This is a genomic window from Bacillus sp. NPDC057893 (assembly GCF_042796455.1).
Classification (GTDB): domain Bacteria; phylum Bacillota; class Bacilli; order Bacillales; family Bacillaceae_G; genus Bacillus_A.
In genome coordinates this window covers 35,229-57,107 of sequence record NZ_JBHVNG010000012.1, presented here as the reverse complement: position 1 = coordinate 57,107, position 21,879 = coordinate 35,229, and the positions used below count along the sequence as shown (strand labels likewise).

Here is a 21,879-nt window from a genome sequence, read left to right as displayed (position 1 = left end):
GATAACTTGGAAGATTGTTTTTGTAACGTTCCTTGCCCTGTATCTTGTTGTGGACTTTCTATAGTACTTGTAGTTTGCGAATACTGTTTTTGCTCGGCTGTTTCATATTTCTTATCTATTACCTGTACCACACTTTCTTGTTGTTGAAATTCTTGGCTGGTGTGCTGTGATTGTTTAAATGATTCTTTTTGTAACTTCCCTGGATCTGTTTCTTGTTGCGGGCTCTCAATGGCATTTTTAGCTTGTGAGATGTTTCTCTGCTCTGCTGTCTCAACATTTTTATCTAATTCCTTCATAGCACTCTCTTGTTGCCGAAAATTGCTATTTGATTTATCAGATGTGTTTTTCCTAATCAAGTTTCAGCAGCCCCCTCATTACTCATTTGCGGTTGCCCTCAAATGCTTAATTTCCTCTGGTTTTGTTGTCATAACCGGATATAAGGAATTGTTTTTAGGGAACTTATCCTTAAATGGTAAAATGACACCTGAATAAACAATTAAACCTTCGCCCTCTTTAGAGTTAGTTATATAGTTTGCTTGATAATCACTAATACCGAATTTACTTTGTAAAATTCTTCTATCACTTGTTGCTTGATTTAAAAGATAAACAAAGTCTGTATTATCAATGATCGTTTCAATCTTTGGACTTGATAATAAATCTTTAACGTTTTGCGTCATACCTGTTGGTATACCGCCCCATTTTCTAAATCTCTTCCAAAACTCTACACTATAATTTGCTGTTTGTTCTTCTGCTAAAAGTTTGTGGAATTCATCCATGTAATACCATGTCTTCTTATCTTGATTACGGTTTATTGTTACTTTGTTCCAAACATGGTCCTGTAGGACTAACATGCCTAACTCTCGTAAGTTAGAACCCAACTCTTTAATATTGAAACAAATCATACGATTATTAACATCAACCGATGTACGATGATTAAATACATTCAATGAACCATGAACATATAATTCTAATGCATCTGCTAATTCTCGACCTTCAGCTCTATCATTATTAAGTAAAGCATTATATAAATCCTCTAAGATAGGTATGTTCTCAGGTGTTGGATTTTCAAGATAAGGACGATAAATAATACGAACACATTTATCTACAATTGTTTTTTGCTTTGCTGTTAGTCCCGATTTCCCACCTGCAACAACTTCCATCATGGTAAGAACAAACTCCGTCTTGAAGGAAATTGGATTTTCTCCTTCTCCGTAATCTAATGAAATATCTAACGGATTAATATATTGCTTTGAATTAGCAGATATTTTAATTATTTCTCCACCTAACCTGTAAACGAATGGTGTATATTCCGCCTCTGGATCACAAATCAAAATATCATCTGTAGTTCTCAAGAAGGTATCTATTATTTCTCGTTTGGAAGAAAATGATTTTCCCGAACCTGGTGTACCTAGAACTAATCCATTTGGGTTCTTCAGGGATTTTCTGCTAACCTGAATCAAATTATTACTTAAAGCATTTAAGCCGTAATATACAGGTTCTTGAGCTTCTTGGTACAGCTCTTGTGTTGTAAATGGAACAAATATGGCAGTAGATGAAGTTGTCAGTCCACGCTCTAAATCTGTTACAGTAATGTTTTCACCAAGTGGCAAGGCACTGATTAAGGCTTTTTCTTGCTGTAGTTTCAGTTTTTTCAATGTACAATTTTGCTTTTGTGCGACAGAATTCAATCTAAAAATTGCATTATCTAAGCTTTTGCGATCATTTTCAAAAACTATAATGGTAAAGGTCAAATAGAAATATCTTTCATTTTCCCTTTGTAAGTCTCTTAAAATTTTTCTACTTTCTTCAACGTGCATATTTAAATCTGTCGGAAGAATATCCATATCATAACCACTACGTAGAGCCTTTTTTTGCTCCTCAATTTTAATACTATCGAGGTCAGATGTTTTTGATTTAACCATTTTGACAGCTTGTTGTTGTCCCAGACTACGAATGTGCATACTAACAAGTATTTCAAGGTCTAAATCTAAAAAGTCTGCTAAAACTCGGTCTGATAACTCTGTTGCATCAATTTTTAAATGTAAAGCAGCCGCATGCTTGTTATTCACTTTAAATTCATCTGCATAGGACTCAAAATCTATATTCTTAGGTGCAATCAAATCTTTAGTTGTTCCACTACTTAGTTGTTCCTTTGATAAACTCTCTAATTCGATATAGTGCTTAGAATTATTATTTAACAGGTAATTAATAATTGATAATCGTTCAATACCATTTAATTCTTCTACTCCTACACCTAATGTTTTAAAGTGATCTTTGATATTTTCTTCGATACTTGCTAAACGTCTAACGGCATTAGTATAAGATTCATCTGTAATTGAAAAAACCAAGTACTTATTTCGGACAATACCATTATTTCCTTTTTGTCTTTGTTCCTCTAGAAATGAAAAGTATTCTTCTTGCATCGTTTCAAAATCTTCAATATTACTCATACTTTTGCTGTAAGCAAGCACTTCTTCATTCTCTTCACCATTCATACGATAATTGATAAAGCAAAATTGAATTTTAATAGTGTCATCGAATGAATTTAGTAGTGTACTATATTGTGCGAAAATCCTTTGTTTTATTTCATCTTGTGACAATTGATACGATATATCCGAAAAACGAATCATTCTGTTATAAGTTTTCTCTCCAACATGACAAACCCCATTCGGATACATTTTGTTGTAGTTTAATGTTTCTTGTGTGGTTTTTCTTATTGGACGTTTTGAATCAATTAGTTTTTGCAACACCTGAAACAGATTGAGTTTTTCTAACCTTGCGTTTTTCATTCATCATATTCCTTTCTGCTGCAACTTTAACGTTTCTTTTTGATACTTTAAAGTATCTCTTTTGTGGATTCAGATATTTATACTCTAAATAAAGCTTGATCCACGTTTCAGCAGGCATACCATCTTTGGTGAAGAGTGTAGCAAAAATTGCTGGGCATGCTGTAAAGAAAAGACCATATAAAGCAACATCCAAGCTAAAGCTTTTTAGTAAGAAAAATACTGGTAAACCTATCGCTAAAGCGATTGAAAATCCTATTAATTGTCTTTTGGTTAATCCAAAAAACAATTTAGATTTTATGGTCTTTAACTCTTTGGGAATAGATACAACGAAATTGTTATTCATTCTTATCTAACCCCCTCCTAAGTTGACTAGGCATATCTTTCAAAAATGTTAATTCCTCTATAAATAAGGCGTTGTGTACAACTTTTTTAGTTGGGAAAATAATTTTTAGAAAAATTAATATAAATGTAAATGTCCAAATAGCAAGAAGTATCATATTAAATACTCCTAGTACACTAACAGTCTTTAAACCATCTGTAACAGTTTTTGATGTTGAATATTCATATAAATCTTCAGCGTTACTTACAATTAAATGTATCTCAAACAATGTTATTATTAATGTTATTAGAGACATTACACCAAACGTAATTAATAACTTTTTATTTTTAGTGAACCATTGCTTCATCTACATTGCCCCCACTACAGATTTAGCAAGCGTATGCGTTTTAGTTAACGTGACTACTAGGATTGCCATTGAAACAACCATTAACATCAATCCATATAACCCTGTTCCTTCGGTAGTTATTAAGCTACTTGCCTTTTCGAGTAGTCCAGCATATACAACTAGACAGACTAACATGAAATATCCCTGAAGCATTAGAGCCAATAAGTTTTTAACGTATGATTGCCCTATACTTCCAATCCAATCACGATTTAAAAATGTTGCAAAAGGAATTGGAGCAACTGAAATATAAAGCATAATTGTTATGATACGACTCCAAGCTACTAAATAAATAATCCCACTCATAACAAATGTTACGACTAAAGCAATACCTGATACAAACCACATTGACATAGCAGCGCCTACATCTCCCTTTTCTACTGAGCCAATCAGGTTCTCTTTTATAGAATCAGGTATCTTTAATGCCGAGGCTGGAATATGATTTGTTATCCATTTACCAAGATCAAATACAGCAAGTGTTATATCGAAAGCGTTAGTTAACAATAAAATCATAGCGCTCGTTTTAATGATTAAAAACATTAATTGTCCCGTCTCAAAATCGCCACCACGATTTTTTTCAACAACTAGTTGATATAGTTCATAACAAAACACATATGTTAAAATCAACCCCGCAACGGGCAATATGGCGTTGTCAGAAATTATCCTCAAGTTATCGACAATCGTTTGGGAAAACTCAGTTGGCGTTTCTGAAACGTTTGTTTGAACTGTATCAACGCTTTTTTGGAACAATTCAGTAATCATATCAAGGAAGCTTTTCGTACTCCCCATCAGCATGTCAAAAAAGAAATTCGTTATGCCCTTTATGATGTCGTCTAACATTCGTCCACCTCGTTTAATTCAAATCAATATAAACAAGTTTATTTGTCTTATTTATTTTTTGAACAATTTTTAGTTGTAAGTTTTTATTTTTAGCGTATTTATTCGGAATCGCTAATAATATTTTTCCTGATTGTTCAAAAGTCGATTCTGCTCTATGATCGGCAGTGATATATGTTTGCTGATATGTTAAAAATTCATTTTCACTAGCTAATTCATTTTCACCTATTACAAGTCCTGAACCCTCGTTTAATAAATAGCCTTCATATGGATTACTTCTTGCTTTTTCATTTATTTCATGTTTCATATTAATGATTAGTAGTTTAAAATCATTTTTGAGGTTTAAATTTTTTTTAACTACATAATCGTTATACCGATCCCGAAAATCAAGTTCAGATGATTGATCAAAATCTTTTATTTCAACATTAGTAATGCTGCGAGTGAATGTAACTTTTTTCCCTTCAATGTTATAGTTGTTATTTTCAAAAATATTAACTGGCAAGTGTACGGATTCATTCTTTTTGACACTTTTTATTGGTGTCTGCTGTTGTTCTTTAACAACATTTTCATTTTGACCACTACAAGCTGATAACATTGAAACTGATAACATTATGAATAAAGCTTTTTTTGTTAAATTCAGTGTAATATCCCCCTTACTGATTAAAATTTAGAATTGACGTGCATTAAATTTGTGAAATTTTTTATTACAATATAATGTAGGAAGTGTAGGGTAAAAATATTGAGTACATCATATTAAATAAAAAATAAATGTGTTTTATTCTATTTTTTTAGCACTAAATATACTTGGTTCAAACAGATTTTCAAGGGGTTCTTGCAGACACAAGCTGATTGCCTCCGCTCTATTTGCATTTACTCCACTTTTACCAACCTCGATTCCATACAAGGTGTTTTCAGGAACATTGGATAATCGAGATACATCTTGAACAGTTAGACCCTTAGCTTCTCTAACCGTTCTTAAAATTGTTGAACTTTCATTCAGTATTTTAGCCAAATTACCACCCCCTTGTGTATATTTTATTGGATTAATAATCCAATGTCAACGTAACGTTGAATGTTATTGAACATAACGTTGATATTTTGTGAGTTTTGAACTAATACTAATTGAAAGGTTGATTTGATTGGAAAACAATACCTTTGGGCAAAATCTTAGGAATTTAAGATTACTTAAAAAGCTTAGCTTAAATGCTTTGGGTAAAGAGTTAGACGTAACAGGAAGTGCAGTATCTGCTTGGGAACTTGGAAAAAAAGAACCCAACTTTGATATGCTAAAAAAAATCGCAAGCTATTTTATGGTTAGTACCGAATATTTGTTGAATCATCAAGTTCTGGACAATGAAGAGCAAAAAAAGGCAGTTGTTACACAGTTGGCTCATAAATTGTACGAAAAAAGCAAGGATATTCCAGTGTTCGAAGAGGAACTACTTTCCTATATTAGTTACTTGGATTTCAAAAATAAATTTGAACATGCTGAATTACAAAATAACGAGATTAACAAAGATGAAAAAAATAAGTAAACTAACTATCATGGAAAAGAAAAGAGCGTCTTTATTTTAAGATGCTCTTCCTCATTTATTTAGATTTTCACGTTCAATTTGATTTAACACACTTAAGATTTCATAGTAAAATTCCACAGGATTTTCTTGGCTACTTAAAATTTTTTCTAAAAGTTTTATTTCTGCATTCCTCAGCCCGGCTTGATCTAACGATTGATACATAACTCTTCAGCCCCTTATAACATACTGTTTAAGAATTTTCATTAGTCACAACAAGATGTTCGATAGTAATCCCTAATGCTTTAGCTAATTTTTCTAAGGTTTTAAAAGTTGGGTTTCTTCTGATGCCATTCTCTATTTCTGAAATTGTAGATTGAGGGACACCTGATCTCCTTGAGAGTTTTGACTGACTCCATCCTCTACTTTCTCTGAAAAGCTTTATTTTATAAATAATGGCCACCTCCTCGAATCATTTCTTGCTATATATATTTGAAACTATCTGTTTACAGATAGTTTCAAATATTCTTTTTTATATTACAATTCTCTCGTAATTTAGAGAAGGGGCAAAAATATACCCCTCCCCATGCGACCATTTTCATGGTAATATTATTATTTATGACAAAAAATAGCAAAATAAAATAAAGGGCGAAACACGCCCTTTATTTTATTTTGCTATATATCTTTTGCAGTTGCTTTTTTATTGTTTCAGCTGATTTGAACAATTTTTTTGCAATTTCAGCCTTACTAAGCCCGCTTTCTTTTAAATAAAAAACTTCACGCTCTGACGGTGTTAACACTCTTGCCTTCCTTTCTATTTTCAATGCATCTACTAGTATGGCCGACACATCTGAATGAAGGCAATTTTTATCATAAAATGCTTCTCTAATCACTTTGGGAATATCTTTATACGATTGTTTGGTTACATAATTAATGGCTCCATTATCAAAAGCTTCTAAAATAATTTCCTTTTCATCCCAAGATGTTGACATAATTACCTTATTAAAACCTTTTGCAGTTAACTTCCTTGCTACCTCTAATCCATTTAAATGACTATCTTCTGGTGACAATGTAACATCTAATAAAATTATATCAATTTCTTCTATATTTCCTTGTAGAGCTTCTTCCTCCGTGTAAGCTTGCCTTACAATCAATATATCTTCTTCTTTTTCTATATAATTTTTTAAACACTTCATCCAGACTTCATCATCTTCTACCAACATTACCCTAATTTGTTGCATAACGCTTAATCTCCCATCAATATAAGAATAAATTAATAATCAGCAGATTCTACAATTCGTTTACTTGGCAACCAAATGGTCATTGTAGTACCCTGATTTTCTTTACTTTTTATTGAAATATCGCCATTATGCTGTTGAACGACATTATAACAGTATGTTAGACCTAATCCATAATTCCCTTTATGTCCTTTAGTTGAATAGAAAGGATTTAATACAAGAGACTGATCTCTTTTCTTTATCCCCATTCCATCATCTTTTATATCTATATAAATTCTTCTTCTAGTTTTATATATTTTCATTAAAATATGACCCTTTTTGTTCATAGCTTCAGTTGCATTCTTTATAATATTTAAGAATGTTTCTTGTAAGTGAACAAAGTCTCCGTGTATAAGCATATCCACTTCATACTGCTTGGTTATATGCACTTCTTTACCAATATACGGATGTGCTAAAGAAATCGCAGATTCCATGCATTCACTTAGTAAGAAATCCGTTTCTTTCAACTGCATAATATCTAATTTGCTTTGTATCCGTGTCGATACATCTAACAAATGCTTAGTAGATGCTAAAGCCATATCAATATTTTCTGAAGAGTTAGGGTCGTCACCTATAGAGTCTTTAAGCTCATGAATTAAAATATCCAACTTTGAAGCTTCATTCTTCATCGTATGATTGAATAACGCTGAACCGCTTCTGACAGCCTGCATAGTAGTATCCCTTTGCTGTCGCTCAAATACGATTTGAACATCTAAAAATCCATATTTAATTATGAAATAAGCAAAAAAAGCAAATTGAAGCGCTATTCCTATTGGATTATACAGCCATACACCTTTTATCCCCATAGCTTCTAGTACTATATTTGTGAATAAAGCAAACGTTGACATTGGTACAATAACCAGGCAAGTAAACATTTTGTTTTTCTTTATCGCTGGTCTATTCTCACGCCATGTAGCCCAAATTAAGAGGATGTCCATACCAATTACATAAGGTACTACCCAAAGACAAAGTGCAACATAATGTGCTTTAAATACTGGATACAACGTATCATATTGATACATAATTACAATCGGTATTAGAAATACAATTTTCCAGAAGATTTTTTGTTTTTTTGTTTTCAAAACTTCTGCAAAAGAGAGCCCAAAAATCCACATAGCATATGGTGTCATGTAATGACTTAATGAGGTTGATATGCTATCCGCCCATAAAATCCATTCGGAGCGGTTCGGAATATCACCCAGCATTACACCTAAACCACCAAATCCTCCAAAGATAGCTATTGCGCTTCCCCATCTAGTGGTTTCATTTTTGGGATTCGTAAAAAACAAAATCGCGGCGATCATCCACAACAAAAATACAAGGACAATCATGGCAGAATTACCCTTCTATCCGTTTTCGGATAAATTGGATAGTATCAGTAGCAATTTTATTGCGATTTAAAACAATTCCTGCATGCCCACCGTTGTATACATATCTTGTCGGTTTCTCCCAAGATTCCCATAAGTAATCTGTATCTTGAATGTGAACATACCGGTCATTTTTTGCTGAGATTAATAGGATGTTATTCTTATTCATTACTGGAACAGATTGACTTGGTTCAGTAATTTTCCAATGATTTATTAAATCTTCATATGTAACACCATGCTCCTGTAAGTCCTTTTTTATATACTTCCCAGGATTGGTTTTCCATATTGAATAAGAAAGACGGTTAGCGTAGAAAATAGAAACTAATACATCTATTTGAGGTTCAACTAAAGCTGTTAAATTTGTAATAAAGCCACCTAAACTAATACCGATCAATGTAACTTGACCTTTTTTATTTTCTTTAAGCCAATGTATTAATCCACGCAAATCAGCCACCGCTTGTTGAGATGCTTCCACTGTTCGCTCAACATTAGCACTTATCATGTATTCACCACTATACAGGGAACTTTCCGGTTCTCTATCAAAATGATAAGGCATTGAAAAATAATACATATTCCATCCTAAATCCATCATCTTTTTTTGAAATATGTTTTTAACTTTGTCTATAGAATCCATTCGCCAACCATGTACAAGTATTACATTTGGTGAATCTTCATTTTTATTTATAAAAGCTTCACCTGTTACTATGTCATTACACGAAATACCAGATTTGATTGAACTTTTATATTCAAATTTACCGACTTTGTAATTTTGGTTATCACATGCGCCCATATTAAATTGAATATCAACTGGATTAGTTTTATAAAACTCTTGGATGTTTTCTACTCCTAAATATTTATTAGAAATAGAGGAATATTGGAATTCTTGACTACGTTTCCTATGTAGATCATATAAAGCACATAGATCTATTGCTTTTGAAAAAACCAAAATGTAACCCTCCGATTTTTTATGAAGTACGACACCTTACCTAATTTAAAATGCTATTTTCTCTATAATGTGGCAATATAATGAATTTTTTTCATTATATTTACATTGTATAATTTTAAAACTGTTTAATCAAAAGGAAATGCCCTTTATTGCATTAAATTAATAGACTAATCCGTTTTTTCGGAGAATTTTAACCATATAGAAGGAAATTTTTTTATGTATTATTGGTCATACTACGTAAAATTATAAAGTCCAGAATTAAGAGCGAAGAGAGACATCCCCCCTTTAAGTCATGACTATCTCTTTGCATGTTAAACTGGTAAGGGGAGGGATTTTTTAAAGCTATATATTGGAGGGAAATAGAATGAACTATATTGCTCACATCCGCGAAAGTGACAAGCAGGTACAAACTGTCGAGGAGCATTTATTAGGAGTAAAAGAACTAGCTGAAACCTATGGAAAAAAAATTAATATAAAACATTTAGCTGGTTTAGCAGGCATGCTTCATGATTTAGGTAAATATACCAATGAGTTTAGAGAGTACATATTAGAAGCAGTAAATAACCCTGATTCTCCATCTAAAAGAGGAAGTGTTGATCATTCAACTGCAGGCGGAAAATTTTTATACCAATTCTTCCATACAGAAAATATTACTCCTTATAAAGGGATAATAGCTGAAATAGTAGGCAATGCCATTATTTCTCACCATGGTTACCTCGCGATTTCTAGGCTCATAACCATTCTCAAGGTCGCACCTCTTGTAGGTGCGTGGATTGAAATAGTGCCAAGAGGGTGAAGAATCAGTTGCACGTGTCGTCGCACCTCTTATTGGTGCGCGGATTGAAACTTTTTTGAGATACTTACTGCTGGATATATAATATTTCATATTTCGACTCTTATCCTTCGCCTGCTCACCTTTCGAATTTTCTCGGCTTTTATTCAAATGAAAATTAAAAGCTGAATCCCTTCTCACAGAAGAGGTTTCAGCTTTTAATTTTTTAATCATATCCTTTGCAACAAGATGCAATTATATTTTAGTGTATCCGCATCTTGTAGCTATTATTATGTATGCTATATTCCACAAAATAATTACAAAAAATCTGTTATTCTTTTTATCTATTTTTATACTATGCTTCTCTTTTGAACCATATGCTTCTTTTTTGATTCATCTATGTATGTATAAGTTTAGGAAATTATGTACAGACTTACAGATACATAAAGGAAAAAGGAGCGGAAAAGAATGATAGGAAATAAGCAAAAGCGTACAAAGTTAGGGAAATGGTTAGATCAAAACGGGATTGAAAAAAAGGAATTAGAAATTGCAGCAAAAGTTAGTCGTAGTACTATAACTAGACTTTGTAATGATAAAAATCATGTTCCAACTCTTACTATTGTTCAAAAGATCATGAAAGCAATTAAGTGTTTTGATTCTAAAGTAAATGCACATGATTTTTGGGACATGTAAAAAGCACAAGGATTAGAATTCACCTTGTGCTTTTTAACTTTATAGTACGTCTTTTAATAAAAATGCACGGGTGTATACGTTATATTCTATCCCATACTCCTCTAGTTTCTTTTCACGATAATCTAAAATTGTAAAAAATAGAATATTAGGTATGATATCTCTTTATTTTTTATACATCTTTGCGATTAAACCATAGTACTTTATTTTTTCTTCACTTGTTTTCATGTGTTGCAACCTATCAATCTCAACAAAATGCGGTATCTGATTCACTCCATAATAACCTACAATTCGTATAAAATTGAATTAAAACGCATCCCTTAAAGAATTATGCTATAGCTGTATTAAATTATGCTCTATTTCAGAGCAATAAAAAAAGATTAACCGAAAATTTCCAAGTTAATCTTTTTGAAGTTTCAGAAGTGTTATACCGCTTCATAAAGACCTTGCTATTAATAAAAAATAATAGCAAGGTCACTCTCCTTTTTTTCTAATGTTTTTAAGTATTCATATCCTTCTCTTGTAATCAGTAGCTCTCTACCTATCATTTTTACGCTACCCTTCAATAAAATATTTGAATGTCTCTTCCACAAAAAATATATATATTTAGGGTTTTTACCTAACTTTATACTCGCTTCACGAGCCGTTAATATCTCATTCCATATTGATGACAAAAATGCTCCACCTCCCAGCATATTAATTTATTTATTCCATTCACAAAGTAATATACAATATCCTTTTTTGATGCCATATAATTTTTTATCTTTCATTTTCTTTTTTACGTTGTTGCTGCTGTTTTTGTTGCTCTTGTCTATTTACTTCCACTTCTTTTTCTTTTCCTAAACTTCCATAAAGTAAATTTCGTTCTTTTGTCATTAATGACAACTTATAATGTAATTCAGATTCATCAGTTATATTATGATTCTTTTTTAAATAGTCCATATCACGCTTGGCAACATCATACTGTTTAAATTCATGATAATGTTCTTGTTTAAACGCCATTTTATTATCAGACTGTTTATAAGCCATGATTAAAAGATAACTATTTTTATAAGTTCGAAAACAGCCCTTCATTTTCTTTAATTTAAAAATTTCATTATCAATATTTAAAAGTTGCTTTTCAAAGCTGTCAATTAACGCTTCCTTATTTGCTTCAATTTCATCAAGTTCCGTAAGTGAAACATTTAGTTTATATAGCTTAGAGCTTAATTCATTTAAGTAATTAATATTTTGCTTAGTAGCCCATCTTTGAAGTCCCTTATTATTTTTAAATTTCTCTTGTGATTTATCTATCCATTGTCTGTTAATTATGCTTGTTTTGATCGGTGAATAACCTTTGTTTTCTATTCTGTATTTGATAGAGGATTTAAGGTAATTAAACCCCATTGTTTTAGTTCGCATAAACTTCCCTGACTTCGGATTTTTAAACGATAGATATTTTCCTTGTTTATGCTCATATCCTTCTTTTTGCATGAAGCTTAAAAATTCAGCAAACGAATTTGATTTTGATATGTTTTTATCAATTGTTTCTTCTAGGTTTCCTTTGAAGGATTTCTTCTTTGATCTAGCTACATATTCGTTAAACGCTAAATATTTTTTCCTTCCCTTTCTTCCTTCTTCGATTATCGACAAACCATATTCTTCAGAGATTTTATCATTTTCTTCACGTAATCTATCCAAAGTATTTACACGCTTTGAATCGAACATTTTTAATTTATTAAAATCAATATCATTGAAAATAATATGATTGTGTAAATTATCTGTATCTGTATGTGTAATGACTGTATATTGATGATTGCCCTTCAAATAATTATCAGCAAATTCTACTCCGTATTGATGAACTTGTTCTGGCGTTAAATTATCGTCACTATCAAACGATTGTATTATCATTCTTGCACTCATATTTTTATTGCTTTTATTTTCTTCATTGTAATCAACTAAAACACTTTTAAAATCTCTTTCTATTGATTCGATATTACATTCATAAGATGTCATTAATTCCTCGTTTATTTTATGCGGTTGCATACTGTAATTAATGACATCTTTTAAGTTATTAACTTTTTGTATTTTAATAATAGACATTGAAATCAGTCCTTAATTAATAAATTTCATATTCATCTAATATGTCTTTCAGTTCAAACCAATCATCATCTGAAAAAACATTATCGAGTTTGGATAACTTAAATTTCAATTTCTGTGCAAAAATAAAAATGCTATCGGCCAATTTTATTAATTGATTATCATCTAACTTATATAGCGTATCACCATATAAATATTGCCATACATATTCTGTTACTTCTTTATCTTGTTCAGGCGAGTTTTCTATACATTCTATAATATAAACAAAATCTTCTTTTATCTTCTCATACACTTCTTCTAATAGTAATTTCTTTGGTATCTCCATTTGATTTTCCGTTAGTGATTTGATTAATTTTTCCTTTTGCTTTTTACTCAAGTTATCGCTATTAAACTTAGTTTTTAAATCAAGTAATCGGTCATATTCTGTATTCATAATATTTATGATTTTCTTCTGATTAACTCTAAGGAAATCAATATCATTATCCGTGTAAATTCCGTCTGTATTGATCCTTCTAATCAAGCTATTTATATTCTTTCCAATATAATTTATTTCTTTAGTTAAATCTCTATAAGCTTTCATATCCACTTCAAGTTTAAAAAATGATTTTGCACTAGCAACTAGAAATGCTGAAACATTTTTATAGCCAAACTCTTCAGATTTATTTTTAATGTATTCTTTATCATTTTCAGTTAATCTCATTTGAAAATAAGTGTTAGTTCTAACCATATTTTATTTCCTCCTGATACTTAAATTTATTAAACAATTTATCGAGCGAAGCGACAACAAATATATAAGTGATTTTGAAAAAATCGCTTATATATATTTGTAAAGGTCGTAGGAATCTCCTACCAAGTCAAAAACAACGTTTTTGGGGTTTGGCATGCCAAACCCGTAGCTTGCCTTCTACTAAAACCTTAATATTTTCTTTCCAAAATCATATCATCATTTTCCATTATATGGTACAATGTGTTAAATAATTTGTTAGGGGGGATATACTGTAATGGTTTCAGTAGATGAACATACACAGGTAGCGATGGAAGTAGTGTCACAGGGTACAAAACTATCAGGGGAATTACTATTAAAAGTATTGAAGGCTTTAAATGATCTCTTATCTAGCGATGATAAGCAAAAAGATTTTATTTTAAAAGATAATTCAAAAGAAGGTAAGCAAAAAATAAATGACTTGATAAATAAGCATAAAGATGGTGTTGTAGCTTTAGATGAAAATATTACTAAACAACAGTTAAATGATTATCAAAAAGAGTTTAAAAAATTGGGTGTCGATTTTTCAGTAGTGAAAAATGGAAAAGATGATTATTCATTTTTCTTTGCTGGTCAACAAACAAATGTTATAGAAAAAGCATTAAAAAATGTTGTTGAAAAAAAAGAGCGTGCCAAAGAAAATGAAAAAGAAAAACCTAAACAAAAGAAAGTTGATTTTTCAATGAATGGCGTTGCAAAACTTGATAAAAAAATCAAAGAAGAACAAAAAGAAGTATCAAAAGATAAACAAAAGACACAATCAATTAGTCGATAGTAATTTAAAACGATGGATAGAAAATATTCATCGTTTTTTAAATCTCATAAAGAGAGGAATGTTCATTATGGATAAAGAGATAGATAAAACTTCATATAAAACATTATGTGAATTTGAAAAAAGTTTCTTTGAAAATTTCAAAGAAAAAGATAATGGAAATATAGAATTTACTTCATTTGATTTGGAAGATACAGAAAGAAAGGTTCCTATTCAATCAATCACATATACTTCCTTTAAAGATTTATTTGAAGAACAATATAAAGATTCCTTTTTAACAAGTATTGAATCATTAGATTTGAAAGAATTAGATAATAAACTAGGGGCTAGTACATTAGAAACTATAATGGCCAGAGATCCAATCATTCGTATTCGATATGAAGAAATAATAAAAGAACGAGATTTAGATAATGATGGAACGCCTGACCGGATAGATATAGACGACACAAAAAATTCTGTTCAAACTGTTGGTGATTTAGACAAAGTAAAAAACTCAACCAATAAAGAAACACAAGAGGATAATGAAGAGAAGAAAGAGAAGAAAGGGAAGAAAGCAAAAAGAAAAAGTCATGATATAGAACTATAAAGGAGCGAATATCTATGGGTATTCTAAAGTTTATTATTAGGACAATTATAAAGCTATTGATATTTACAATTACAATTTCATTCGCAGTCATCAAATTTGTGGTTTTTTTTACTCTAATATTTTTAACACTTGGAGCTTTTGCATCAAAAACTCAAAAATATTAATTATCAACCCCCTATATTAATTCTAATAACAGTCTTCACATGTAAAATAAAAAACAAACTAATGATACCTTCGATCAGTCTTTTAAAAAAACTACACTTTGTTTTAAAACAGCTTTAAAACCGCCTATCAGTTTATTTGGTAGGTGTTTTTTGTATTTTTATAACACTTATTAATCGCATCTATTTTATGTTTTGAGAGGGAGAATTGAAAAATCATATGAAGAATTTTTAAAAAAGTACAGGTAAAATTTTACTAGCATCTGGATGTCTCAAGTGCAGTTCTTTCAGGAACCGTATAAAAGAATCTGTTTTAAATTCATAAGCTACATCTTCAAATAGTTCACTCAAAAAATATAGTTCTTTACTTGATCTTTCTTCTAGGAATTTTTCGGTTTCGCTTTGGCCTTTAGAAAGAATTTGAGTCATTTCTTTCCACCATTCATCAAGCGGGCTCATCCCAGCACCGTGGTCAGCTATTTCGATTCGATTGGAAATGATCTCTTTAGCTCTGGACCAATCCATATCATTCATCCCCTAACTCCCCAAAACTGGGAACCCCTACTTCCAAAACTCGTACCATTTCTTATCCTTACTCGCTGCAATCATCTTCTTAACTTCCTGGACTTCTCTGATCGTTTGCATGAGCATTTCACCGCGGCCCTGGTTCTTCGCTATGTCTTCGCTAGTATTCGTCGCTATACACGTTTCGGATTCCCTTATCGTTTGTATAGCGTTCAATAACTCCGACTCTCTTTGTGCAAATCGCTGGTCTTGTTCGACTAAACGTTTGCTTAATCCCTGTAGCAATTCATTCTGTTTTTCAATGACTTCTTTTTGATCCTGAATCATCGTCCTTAGCGTTGTAGCGTTGAAATCAGGTTCTTCATAGCGCTCCACAAATCACTTTAAAATATATTGGCATCAATAAAGAAGAAAAAGATAACATACTTGATACATTTTATATTTAAGCTATCAATTTTAATATAAAATAAAAGAAACCAATCTTTTAAATAATAAAGATTGGTCTCTTTCAATATTAATTAGAAATAAAATTGAATTCCTTTAATATAACTTTCCAAACTCGTTCTTCTCCAATTATTACAGAAGCCCTACCTACCATTCCCGTATACAACTCATGTGAATATTGTGTATCTATTGTTGCTTCTAATTCATACACATATCCTTTAGAATCCTTATCAAAAATCGGATGTGCTGATAAATAAGTTACTATTCCTGTTTGTTTATCAGATTTCTTTAGTTTAAATGAATATTGTACTTTATCCCCTTTTTTAATGCCTTTTATATCTTGAGCCGGTAATAAAATTCTGATCTTTTTCTCATTATCTTTAGGAACAATTGAAACTAACTCTTGACCCGAATCAACTAAATCACCTTTTTGCATAGCAGAGGAGAATTGTACAACCCCATCTCTTTGCGCCCTTATACTTGTCATGTCATTTTGATTATGTAATACATCCAACTCTTGCTTTTTTATAAGAATTTCTTGCTCTAAAGGTTCAATTCGCTGATTAACTAAAACAATTGTACTTTCTTTATATTGATTTAAAGCATTTTTCTTTTCTTCTTGCTTTCCTTCTTTAGCAATATCAACTTTTTTCCCTTCATTTTGTAAAGTCTCTTTTCTTAATTGAATTCTTTTTTCAATACCATTCCGCTGAGAATCTAAAGATTCTATTTTATCATTCAGAGATTGTTTATAATCATCTAACATAGTCTCTTTTTGTTTTTTAACGGCATTTATTTCTTTTTGTATATTTTCTTTATCTATAATTAAACCTTGTAATACTTCATCTTGCTCACCGATAATTTTATTATTATCTATAACTTTTATTTCATTATCTTTTTCATTTTGTAAAGATTGATAAGTTTGTTCATATAATTTATATTCCTCTATAATCTTTTTGTCTGTATCATCCAAAAAGAGCGATTTATGACCTTGAATACTCTGTTTTAATTGTTCTAACATTCCTTTTTTCTTTTCTAAATGTTTAATATTTTGGTCCAATTGACTCTGTTTATCTATTAATTCCTGATTTTTCAATTGAATTAAAGTGTCTCCTTTTTTCACCTCATCACCTGATCTAACAGCAACAGTATCTATAATTCCTCCAATTTGCGTTCTCGATACGCTCACATCATATTTGCCTTGTATCATTGCAGTCCCTTTACTCACAATATCTACTTTTCCTATATATGCCCAAATCATAAAAACTAATAGACTCATAAATAAAAAACATAGCAATCCAATAATAAAACGAGGTGGCTTTCTTTCTAACAGTTCTACACTATCCGTTAATTGATCAAAAGAATAAATCTTATTCATATTGACCACCTCTCATTACATAAGATTTTTCTTCTATATGTTCTACATGAATCGTTTGATTCTTCCAAAGACGATAATATTCATTTTTCATAAATAATAATTCTTCGTGAGAACCTTGTTCTATAATATTTCCATTTTTCATTACAAAAATTTTATTTGCATGCTGAATGGTACTTAATCTATGCGCAATCATAATTACCGTTATTCCTAGTAAACCTAATTCTTTTAGCATATCTGTAATTAATTTTTCTGTTGTAGAATCTAAATTACTAGTGGCTTCATCTAAAATTAAAATATCTGGTTTCTTTAACAATGCCCTTACGATAGCTAATCTTTGTCTTTGTCCTCCAGATAAATTTGAGGCATTTTCTTCTAAAATCGTCTCATAACGTAATGGTAATTCACTAATAAAATCATGAGCACAAACTTGCTTACATACTTGAATAACTTCTTCTAATGAAACTAAACGATTCAATCCAAATATCAAGTTTTCATAAATAGATCCACTAAAGAAAAAGGATTCTTGTGAAACATATGCAATACGATTCCTCAATGCTACTCTATTTATCTCTTTAATTTGATAATCATCATAATATATATCGCCTTGATTAAGATCATAATAATTCATTAACAATTTGGAAATAGTAGTTTTTCCAGAACCACTTTCCCCAACAAACGCAACTTGACTACCTGGATCAATAGAAAAACTTATATTATTTAATACATTCTTACGTGTCCCATAACGAAATGTAGCATCCACACATTCAATGCTTCCAGATAACTTTTTAGGAGAAACTTTATTATATTCTTTTTCATTTTGTTCTAAATCTAAATCAAAGATTTCATTTAAACGTTCTCCCGCAATTAATGCAGATTGCATTGTAGGCTGAATTCCTATTAAATTTTCAATTGGATTCAAAAAATAAACCAAAAGCGCATTATAAGAAATTAATTCCCCAATTGTCATATTCCCTTTTAACACTTCCATTGCACCAACCCATAAAATAATTGTCCCACCAATTAATTCAAGCCCCATCTTAATAGAACTTTGTAAATTAGCTAACATTCCACTTTTAAAAACATATCTCAAAAGATTAACAAAACGACTTTCTGTTTGAAAAAAGACCTCTTTTTCAGCATTATATGATTTTACAGTTGCAATACCATTTAAAGATTCCACCAAATAAGATGTTAATTTAGCATTACTCTCCATCTCTTTACGATTAATCTTTTGATAAGGTTTATGAAATCCCCAAATAATACCTATATAAAAAGGAATTAATAGCAATGTAACCCCAAATAAAATCGAGCTATGCACATATAACAATACTGCTCCTAACATTACCATTACTGTATCAATCATTAATGTAACAGTTATCGTTGATAATGCATCTCGTATTTTGCCAGCATCCATAAACCGCGAAATAATCTCTCCAACTTTTCTTGTTTCAAAAAAATGCAGCGGCAAACCAACTACATGACGATAGTATCCAAGCATTAACTGAATATCTATACGTCTACTCAAATATAAAATCAAATGCGTTCTAAAATAAGAGAGCAAAATTTTAAAAATATACAAAACGATAATTCCTATAGAAACAATATGAAGCGTTTGTATTAATTGATTTACAACTATTTCATCAATTAACAATTTAAAATAAAATGCTCCAGCAAAACCAAACAGATTAAAAAATATAGAAGCAATAAAAATTGGAAATAACAAATTAGTCTGCAGCTTCAATAAAGACAAAAAACGAGAAAATCCCCCTTTTGATACTTCTGCCTTCTCAAAATTTTGTTTTGGACTCATCAAAATTAAAATCCCTGTCCAAACTTTTAAAAAGTCTTCCAATTTATATTTAACAGACCCACTATCAGGATCTGCAACATATACTCTATTATTCTTCACTTTATGAATCACTACATAATGTAGTAATTCACCATCTACTAATATATGAGCAATTGCAGGCAAAGGAATTTCATTTAAAAGTGTGGGATCTGTTGATTTTACTCCTTTCACCTCAAAACCAAGTCTTTCTCCGGCTTCTAATAGTCCTTGTACATTTGTACCATCTAAATCTGTCCCTGCAATTTGACGAATTTTAGCAATTGAAATAGAAAGTCCATAATGTCTTGATATCATCGCAAGACATGCTGGACCACAATCTTTTAAATCATGCTGTTGAATACATTTAAACTTTTTAATCAAATTCAATCCTTCTTTCACTATTTTATATCCATCTATAATTCAGTATATAAAATAAAATAAATTTAAGATAAAAAAAATAAAAAAAATTCTAAATATGTAAAATTGCATATTCGGAATTACATATTTTGTATTAGAATAAGTTTATGAAATATATATTTCTAAATATTAAAATATTAAAAGGAGGTTTACAGCATGAATTTAAATAACACAAAATTCGCTGAACTTAATGAAAAAGAACTTCAAACAAATGGTGGAGCAAGAGGGATTTTTGGTCCTATTATCAAAGCTGGAAAACAGTGTTGGGATAATGATTCTTGCCGCGAAAAAACATATGGTACTTATGGTCGAACAGATAGTCGATATAAACATGGCGCTCCATATGGAAAATGGTAATATTTAAAAAATACAAAGAGGATTCATTAGTTTATATGAATCCTCTTTGTATTTTTAATTATATGCTTATAATGATTAATAGTTTAAAATACAAAGAGGATTCGTGTTAAGTATTTTTATATTTTAATTGAAAAGGAAAGAAAATAAGTGATAAAAAAAATACATCAATTTTTTATGAATTTGCATCCAATATCATTTATATTAGTTATGGTAGTATTAAGCTATTTGATTACCAGACCATTTATGTTATTATTACCAGAAATACAAAGTAATCCTGCTCAGAATGAACCTATATATCATCAAATTTTATCCGTTTTAATTATAGCCCCTATAGTAGAAACTTTAATTTTCCAAGTTTTTTTATTCTGGATTCTTCGTTGTATTCCCTGGATTCGTGAACATGATTTATTAATAGTTTTAATTGCAGCACTAATGTTTGGTTTATATCATCCATTTGGGATAACTTATATAATATGTATTACAGTAACAGGAATTCTTTATAATTATGCTTATTTGATTTATTATAAAAAAAATGAAAAAGCACGTGTTACAGTATCTGCATTTGGGATTGTGTTTTGGATACATGAGGTAGATAATATAATTTCTCTTACAATACAAAATCTGTATTTTTAATACATTAGACCTAATAACAGAGTACTTGCTATGAACCCTAAAATAAACTCTTTAAATCATATAAAATACTAAGATTTGTTACCAAAAACTATAAAAATAATATGTTTATAGCAAGGGAATGCTTGTAGACTGAACTATACTGCATTCCCTTATTCTATGTATACTATATTCTCATTCTCCTTTTTCTAACAGTAGAACCACGAATCTTGGCGAAGACATTGTTTTTTGCCCTGACCTGGGGTCCGTCCTCGCTATTTATTCCACGTTTTCTTGACCACGAGCCTTCTAAGCCCTCAAACTCCCGAAGGCAATCCCACAGGACAAAAACCGCCCTATGGGACAACCTCCAATATTTTGCATGAGGGTTCCCCTCATGTTCAAGAAACTTTCGCGGCATAACCGCTCAGTAGTTGCACCAAAAAAACACTTCTTCACCTTGTTAATAACCAGAGTAAATATGGAGATGACGGAATAAGAATCAAATGCAGGATCACTATAAGCCAAGAATATATATTATTCTTTTTTAATTTTGTTCTTCGTTTAAAAATAACGTTTAAAATCCAAGTTCCGACAATTGTAATTACTACCCAAAAAATAAAATCCCACAAATCACCTGTAGATTCCGGAGGATTTGACCCAACAATCATTATAAGAATGATTCCAAACGGAATATATAAGCATGGATAAACAAGAATATAAGAAAAAAAACACAAAATATATTTTACTAATTCTTTTTCTTTCACTAGAAATTCCCCCATTACAATCTATTACTTATCTATTAACATTTTACTCATTAAGTAAATAATTACCATAAATTTACAACTGTTTCAACCCATTAAAAAAGTCAATCTCTTAACCAAAAAATCGACTTTTTATTTATTCTTATTCAACTAAATCCCCCGTTATCTTAATAAGGAAAAAAGATGACCAGAAGAATAATGGCTTTTATGTTGATTCTTGTACAGATAATCCTGAACAAAAACACCTTGAATACTTCATAATAAGAGGTGAAGATGCTAAACAAA

At 30.6% G+C, this 21,879-nt stretch carries 25 protein-coding genes and 3 pseudogenes; 8 read left to right on the top strand and 20 right to left on the bottom strand.

Features of this window, described 5'->3' with window-relative positions; genetic code table 11:
* The 7 genes and pseudogenes from ACFVQC_RS26715 to ACFVQC_RS26685 all read right to left on the bottom strand — a co-directional run.
* Positions 1-356 (bottom strand): annotated as a pseudogene (locus tag ACFVQC_RS26715) (hypothetical protein); the annotation flags it as partial.
* 18 nt (positions 357-374) lie between these two features.
* A complete protein-coding gene (locus tag ACFVQC_RS26710) occupies positions 375-2,789 on the bottom strand; it encodes a VirB4-like conjugal transfer ATPase, CD1110 family (RefSeq protein ID WP_377899760.1) in 2,415 nt (804 codons plus the stop codon).
* The gene (locus tag ACFVQC_RS26705) at positions 2,731-3,132 is read right to left on the bottom strand and encodes a PrgI family protein (RefSeq protein WP_377899759.1); all 402 of its coding nucleotides are present in this window, start codon (positions 3,130-3,132) and stop codon (positions 2,731-2,733) included. The genes ACFVQC_RS26710 and ACFVQC_RS26705 overlap by 59 nt, the downstream gene beginning before the upstream one ends.
* Positions 3,125-3,475, bottom strand: coding sequence for a hypothetical protein (locus tag ACFVQC_RS26700; protein WP_377899758.1), 351 nt, complete (start codon positions 3,473-3,475; stop codon positions 3,125-3,127). Before ACFVQC_RS26700 ends, ACFVQC_RS26705 begins: the two co-directional genes overlap by 8 nt.
* The gene (locus ACFVQC_RS26695) at positions 3,476-4,351 is read right to left on the bottom strand and encodes a VirB6/TrbL-like conjugal transfer protein, CD1112 family (protein ID WP_336992564.1); all 876 of its coding nucleotides are present in this window, start codon (positions 4,349-4,351) and stop codon (positions 3,476-3,478) included.
* Positions 4,352-4,364: 13 nt separating this feature from the next.
* Entirely contained in the window at positions 4,365-4,958 is a 594-nt protein-coding gene (locus tag ACFVQC_RS26690; protein WP_377899757.1) for a hypothetical protein, read from the bottom strand.
* Positions 4,959-5,123: 165 nt separating this feature from the next.
* Positions 5,124-5,360, bottom strand: coding sequence for a helix-turn-helix domain-containing protein (locus ACFVQC_RS26685; protein ID WP_377899755.1), 237 nt, complete (start codon positions 5,358-5,360; stop codon positions 5,124-5,126).
* A gap of 127 nt (positions 5,361-5,487) precedes the next feature.
* On the opposite strand from ACFVQC_RS26685, the gene ACFVQC_RS26680 reads away from it, so the two are divergent.
* Positions 5,488-5,883 carry a helix-turn-helix domain-containing protein gene (locus tag ACFVQC_RS26680; RefSeq protein WP_377899754.1) on the top strand — a complete coding sequence of 132 codons (396 nt, stop codon included), beginning with the start codon at positions 5,488-5,490 and terminating at the stop codon, positions 5,881-5,883.
* A 51-nt stretch (positions 5,884-5,934) separates the two neighbouring features.
* Here ACFVQC_RS26680 and ACFVQC_RS26675 read toward each other — a convergent pair whose 3' ends face one another.
* From ACFVQC_RS26675 to ACFVQC_RS26655, 5 genes are all read right to left on the bottom strand, one after another.
* Positions 5,935-6,084, bottom strand: a complete 150-nt coding sequence (locus ACFVQC_RS26675; RefSeq protein WP_377899753.1) for a hypothetical protein — start codon at positions 6,082-6,084, stop codon at positions 5,935-5,937.
* A 28-nt stretch (positions 6,085-6,112) separates the two neighbouring features.
* A complete protein-coding gene (locus ACFVQC_RS26670; RefSeq protein WP_225989863.1) occupies positions 6,113-6,322 on the bottom strand; it encodes a helix-turn-helix domain-containing protein in 210 nt (69 codons plus the stop codon).
* 199 nt (positions 6,323-6,521) lie between these two features.
* The gene (locus ACFVQC_RS26665; RefSeq protein ID WP_377899752.1) at positions 6,522-7,100 is read right to left on the bottom strand and encodes a response regulator transcription factor; all 579 of its coding nucleotides are present in this window, start codon (positions 7,098-7,100) and stop codon (positions 6,522-6,524) included.
* A gap of 32 nt (positions 7,101-7,132) precedes the next feature.
* Positions 7,133-8,467: an ATP-binding protein gene (locus ACFVQC_RS26660; protein ID WP_377899751.1), complete on the bottom strand. Its 1,335-nt coding sequence runs from the start codon at positions 8,465-8,467 to the stop codon at positions 7,133-7,135.
* A 7-nt stretch (positions 8,468-8,474) separates the two neighbouring features.
* On the bottom strand, positions 8,475-9,449 hold the full coding sequence (locus ACFVQC_RS26655; RefSeq protein WP_377899750.1) for an alpha/beta hydrolase family protein: 975 nt from the start codon (positions 9,447-9,449) through the stop codon (positions 8,475-8,477).
* A gap of 364 nt (positions 9,450-9,813) precedes the next feature.
* On the opposite strand from ACFVQC_RS26655, the gene ACFVQC_RS26650 reads away from it, so the two are divergent.
* Both ACFVQC_RS26650 and ACFVQC_RS26645 read left to right on the top strand, forming a co-directional pair.
* Positions 9,814-10,245: a CRISPR-associated endonuclease Cas3'' gene (locus tag ACFVQC_RS26650; protein WP_377899749.1), complete on the top strand. Its 432-nt coding sequence runs from the start codon at positions 9,814-9,816 to the stop codon at positions 10,243-10,245.
* 444 nt (positions 10,246-10,689) lie between these two features.
* Positions 10,690-10,914, top strand: coding sequence for a helix-turn-helix domain-containing protein (locus tag ACFVQC_RS26645; protein ID WP_377899748.1), 225 nt, complete (start codon positions 10,690-10,692; stop codon positions 10,912-10,914).
* Positions 10,915-11,363: 449 nt separating this feature from the next.
* On the opposite strand, the gene ACFVQC_RS26640 is transcribed toward ACFVQC_RS26645, so the two are convergent.
* The 3 genes from ACFVQC_RS26640 to ACFVQC_RS26630 all read right to left on the bottom strand — a co-directional run bounded on the left by ACFVQC_RS26640 (position 11,364) and on the right by ACFVQC_RS26630 (position 13,717).
* Positions 11,364-11,585 (bottom strand): hypothetical protein, encoded by a 222-nt coding sequence (locus ACFVQC_RS26640; protein WP_377899747.1) that lies wholly within the window; start codon positions 11,583-11,585, stop codon positions 11,364-11,366.
* An 85-nt stretch (positions 11,586-11,670) separates the two neighbouring features.
* A complete protein-coding gene (locus ACFVQC_RS26635; protein ID WP_377899745.1) occupies positions 11,671-12,993 on the bottom strand; it encodes a relaxase/mobilization nuclease domain-containing protein in 1,323 nt (440 codons plus the stop codon).
* A 16-nt stretch (positions 12,994-13,009) separates the two neighbouring features.
* A complete protein-coding gene (locus tag ACFVQC_RS26630) occupies positions 13,010-13,717 on the bottom strand; it encodes a hypothetical protein (protein ID WP_377899744.1) in 708 nt (235 codons plus the stop codon).
* 274 nt (positions 13,718-13,991) lie between these two features.
* Here ACFVQC_RS26630 and ACFVQC_RS26625 point away from each other — a divergent pair, with 274 nt between their 5' ends.
* The gene (locus ACFVQC_RS26625; protein WP_377899743.1) at positions 13,992-14,528 is read left to right on the top strand and encodes a DUF3801 domain-containing protein; all 537 of its coding nucleotides are present in this window, start codon (positions 13,992-13,994) and stop codon (positions 14,526-14,528) included.
* 67 nt (positions 14,529-14,595) lie between these two features.
* On the top strand, positions 14,596-15,111 hold the full coding sequence (locus ACFVQC_RS26620; protein WP_377899742.1) for a hypothetical protein: 516 nt from the start codon (positions 14,596-14,598) through the stop codon (positions 15,109-15,111).
* A gap of 392 nt (positions 15,112-15,503) precedes the next feature.
* On the opposite strand, the gene ACFVQC_RS26615 is transcribed toward ACFVQC_RS26620, so the two are convergent.
* Positions 15,504-15,806 carry a hypothetical protein gene (locus tag ACFVQC_RS26615; RefSeq protein ID WP_377899740.1) on the bottom strand — a complete coding sequence of 101 codons (303 nt, stop codon included), beginning with the start codon at positions 15,804-15,806 and terminating at the stop codon, positions 15,504-15,506.
* A gap of 27 nt (positions 15,807-15,833) precedes the next feature.
* Positions 15,834-16,172, bottom strand: a pseudogene (locus tag ACFVQC_RS26610) (DUF3967 domain-containing protein); the annotation flags it as partial.
* Between ACFVQC_RS26610 and ACFVQC_RS26605 the strand changes: the two are divergent.
* Positions 16,160-16,243 (top strand): annotated as a pseudogene (locus ACFVQC_RS26605) (tyrosine-type recombinase/integrase); the annotation flags it as partial. The pseudogenes ACFVQC_RS26610 and ACFVQC_RS26605 overlap by 13 nt on opposite strands.
* Positions 16,244-16,311: 68 nt before the next feature.
* On the opposite strand, the gene ACFVQC_RS26600 reads toward ACFVQC_RS26605, so the two are convergent.
* Together ACFVQC_RS26600 and ACFVQC_RS26595 are read right to left on the bottom strand one after the other, a co-directional pair.
* A complete protein-coding gene (locus tag ACFVQC_RS26600; protein ID WP_377899739.1) occupies positions 16,312-17,619 on the bottom strand; it encodes an HlyD family efflux transporter periplasmic adaptor subunit in 1,308 nt (435 codons plus the stop codon).
* Positions 17,612-19,828, bottom strand: coding sequence for a peptidase domain-containing ABC transporter (locus ACFVQC_RS26595; protein ID WP_377899737.1), 2,217 nt, complete (start codon positions 19,826-19,828; stop codon positions 17,612-17,614). Before ACFVQC_RS26595 ends, ACFVQC_RS26600 begins: the two co-directional genes overlap by 8 nt.
* Positions 19,829-20,020: 192 nt before the next feature.
* On the opposite strand from ACFVQC_RS26595, the gene ACFVQC_RS26590 reads away from it, so the two are divergent.
* Together ACFVQC_RS26590 and ACFVQC_RS26585 are read left to right on the top strand one after the other, a co-directional pair.
* Positions 20,021-20,221, top strand: a complete 201-nt coding sequence (locus ACFVQC_RS26590) for a hypothetical protein (protein ID WP_149237832.1) — start codon at positions 20,021-20,023, stop codon at positions 20,219-20,221.
* A gap of 147 nt (positions 20,222-20,368) precedes the next feature.
* A complete protein-coding gene (locus ACFVQC_RS26585; protein WP_377899734.1) occupies positions 20,369-20,854 on the top strand; it encodes a CPBP family intramembrane glutamic endopeptidase in 486 nt (161 codons plus the stop codon).
* 431 nt (positions 20,855-21,285) lie between these two features.
* On the opposite strand, the gene ACFVQC_RS26580 is transcribed toward ACFVQC_RS26585, so the two are convergent.
* A complete protein-coding gene (locus tag ACFVQC_RS26580) occupies positions 21,286-21,597 on the bottom strand; it encodes a hypothetical protein (protein ID WP_377899733.1) in 312 nt (103 codons plus the stop codon).
* Positions 21,598-21,879: the final 282 nt, after the last annotated feature.

Excerpts from the sequence above, each read along its gene's own strand:
- ACFVQC_RS26710 (WP_377899760.1), bottom strand. The coding sequence starts at position 2,789 with ATGAAAAACGCAAGGTTAGAAAAACTCAATCTGTTTCAGGTGTTGCAA.
- ACFVQC_RS26705 (WP_377899759.1), bottom strand. The coding sequence starts at position 3,132 with ATGAATAACAATTTCGTTGTATCTATTCCCAAAGAGTTAAAGACCATA.
- ACFVQC_RS26700 (WP_377899758.1), bottom strand. The coding sequence starts at position 3,475 with ATGAAGCAATGGTTCACTAAAAATAAAAAGTTATTAATTACGTTTGGT.
- ACFVQC_RS26695 (WP_336992564.1), bottom strand. The coding sequence starts at position 4,351 with ATGTTAGACGACATCATAAAGGGCATAACGAATTTCTTTTTTGACATG.
- ACFVQC_RS26690 (WP_377899757.1), bottom strand. The coding sequence starts at position 4,958 with ATGTTATCAGTTTCAATGTTATCAGCTTGTAGTGGTCAAAATGAAAAT.
- ACFVQC_RS26675 (WP_377899753.1), bottom strand. The coding sequence starts at position 6,084 with ATGTATCAATCGTTAGATCAAGCCGGGCTGAGGAATGCAGAAATAAAA.
- ACFVQC_RS26665 (WP_377899752.1), bottom strand. The coding sequence starts at position 7,100 with ATGCAACAAATTAGGGTAATGTTGGTAGAAGATGATGAAGTCTGGATG.
- ACFVQC_RS26660 (WP_377899751.1), bottom strand. The coding sequence starts at position 8,467 with ATGATTGTCCTTGTATTTTTGTTGTGGATGATCGCCGCGATTTTGTTT.
- ACFVQC_RS26650 (WP_377899749.1), top strand. The coding sequence starts at position 9,814 with ATGAACTATATTGCTCACATCCGCGAAAGTGACAAGCAGGTACAAACT.
- ACFVQC_RS26645 (WP_377899748.1), top strand. The coding sequence starts at position 10,690 with ATGATAGGAAATAAGCAAAAGCGTACAAAGTTAGGGAAATGGTTAGAT.
- ACFVQC_RS26635 (WP_377899745.1), bottom strand. The coding sequence starts at position 12,993 with ATGTCTATTATTAAAATACAAAAAGTTAATAACTTAAAAGATGTCATT.
- ACFVQC_RS26630 (WP_377899744.1), bottom strand. The coding sequence starts at position 13,717 with ATGGTTAGAACTAACACTTATTTTCAAATGAGATTAACTGAAAATGAT.
- ACFVQC_RS26625 (WP_377899743.1), top strand. The coding sequence starts at position 13,992 with ATGGTTTCAGTAGATGAACATACACAGGTAGCGATGGAAGTAGTGTCA.
- ACFVQC_RS26620 (WP_377899742.1), top strand. The coding sequence starts at position 14,596 with ATGGATAAAGAGATAGATAAAACTTCATATAAAACATTATGTGAATTT.
- ACFVQC_RS26615 (WP_377899740.1), bottom strand. The coding sequence starts at position 15,806 with ATGAATGATATGGATTGGTCCAGAGCTAAAGAGATCATTTCCAATCGA.
- ACFVQC_RS26600 (WP_377899739.1), bottom strand. The coding sequence starts at position 17,619 with ATGAATAAGATTTATTCTTTTGATCAATTAACGGATAGTGTAGAACTG.
- ACFVQC_RS26590 (WP_149237832.1), top strand. The coding sequence starts at position 20,021 with ATGAATTTAAATAACACAAAATTCGCTGAACTTAATGAAAAAGAACTT.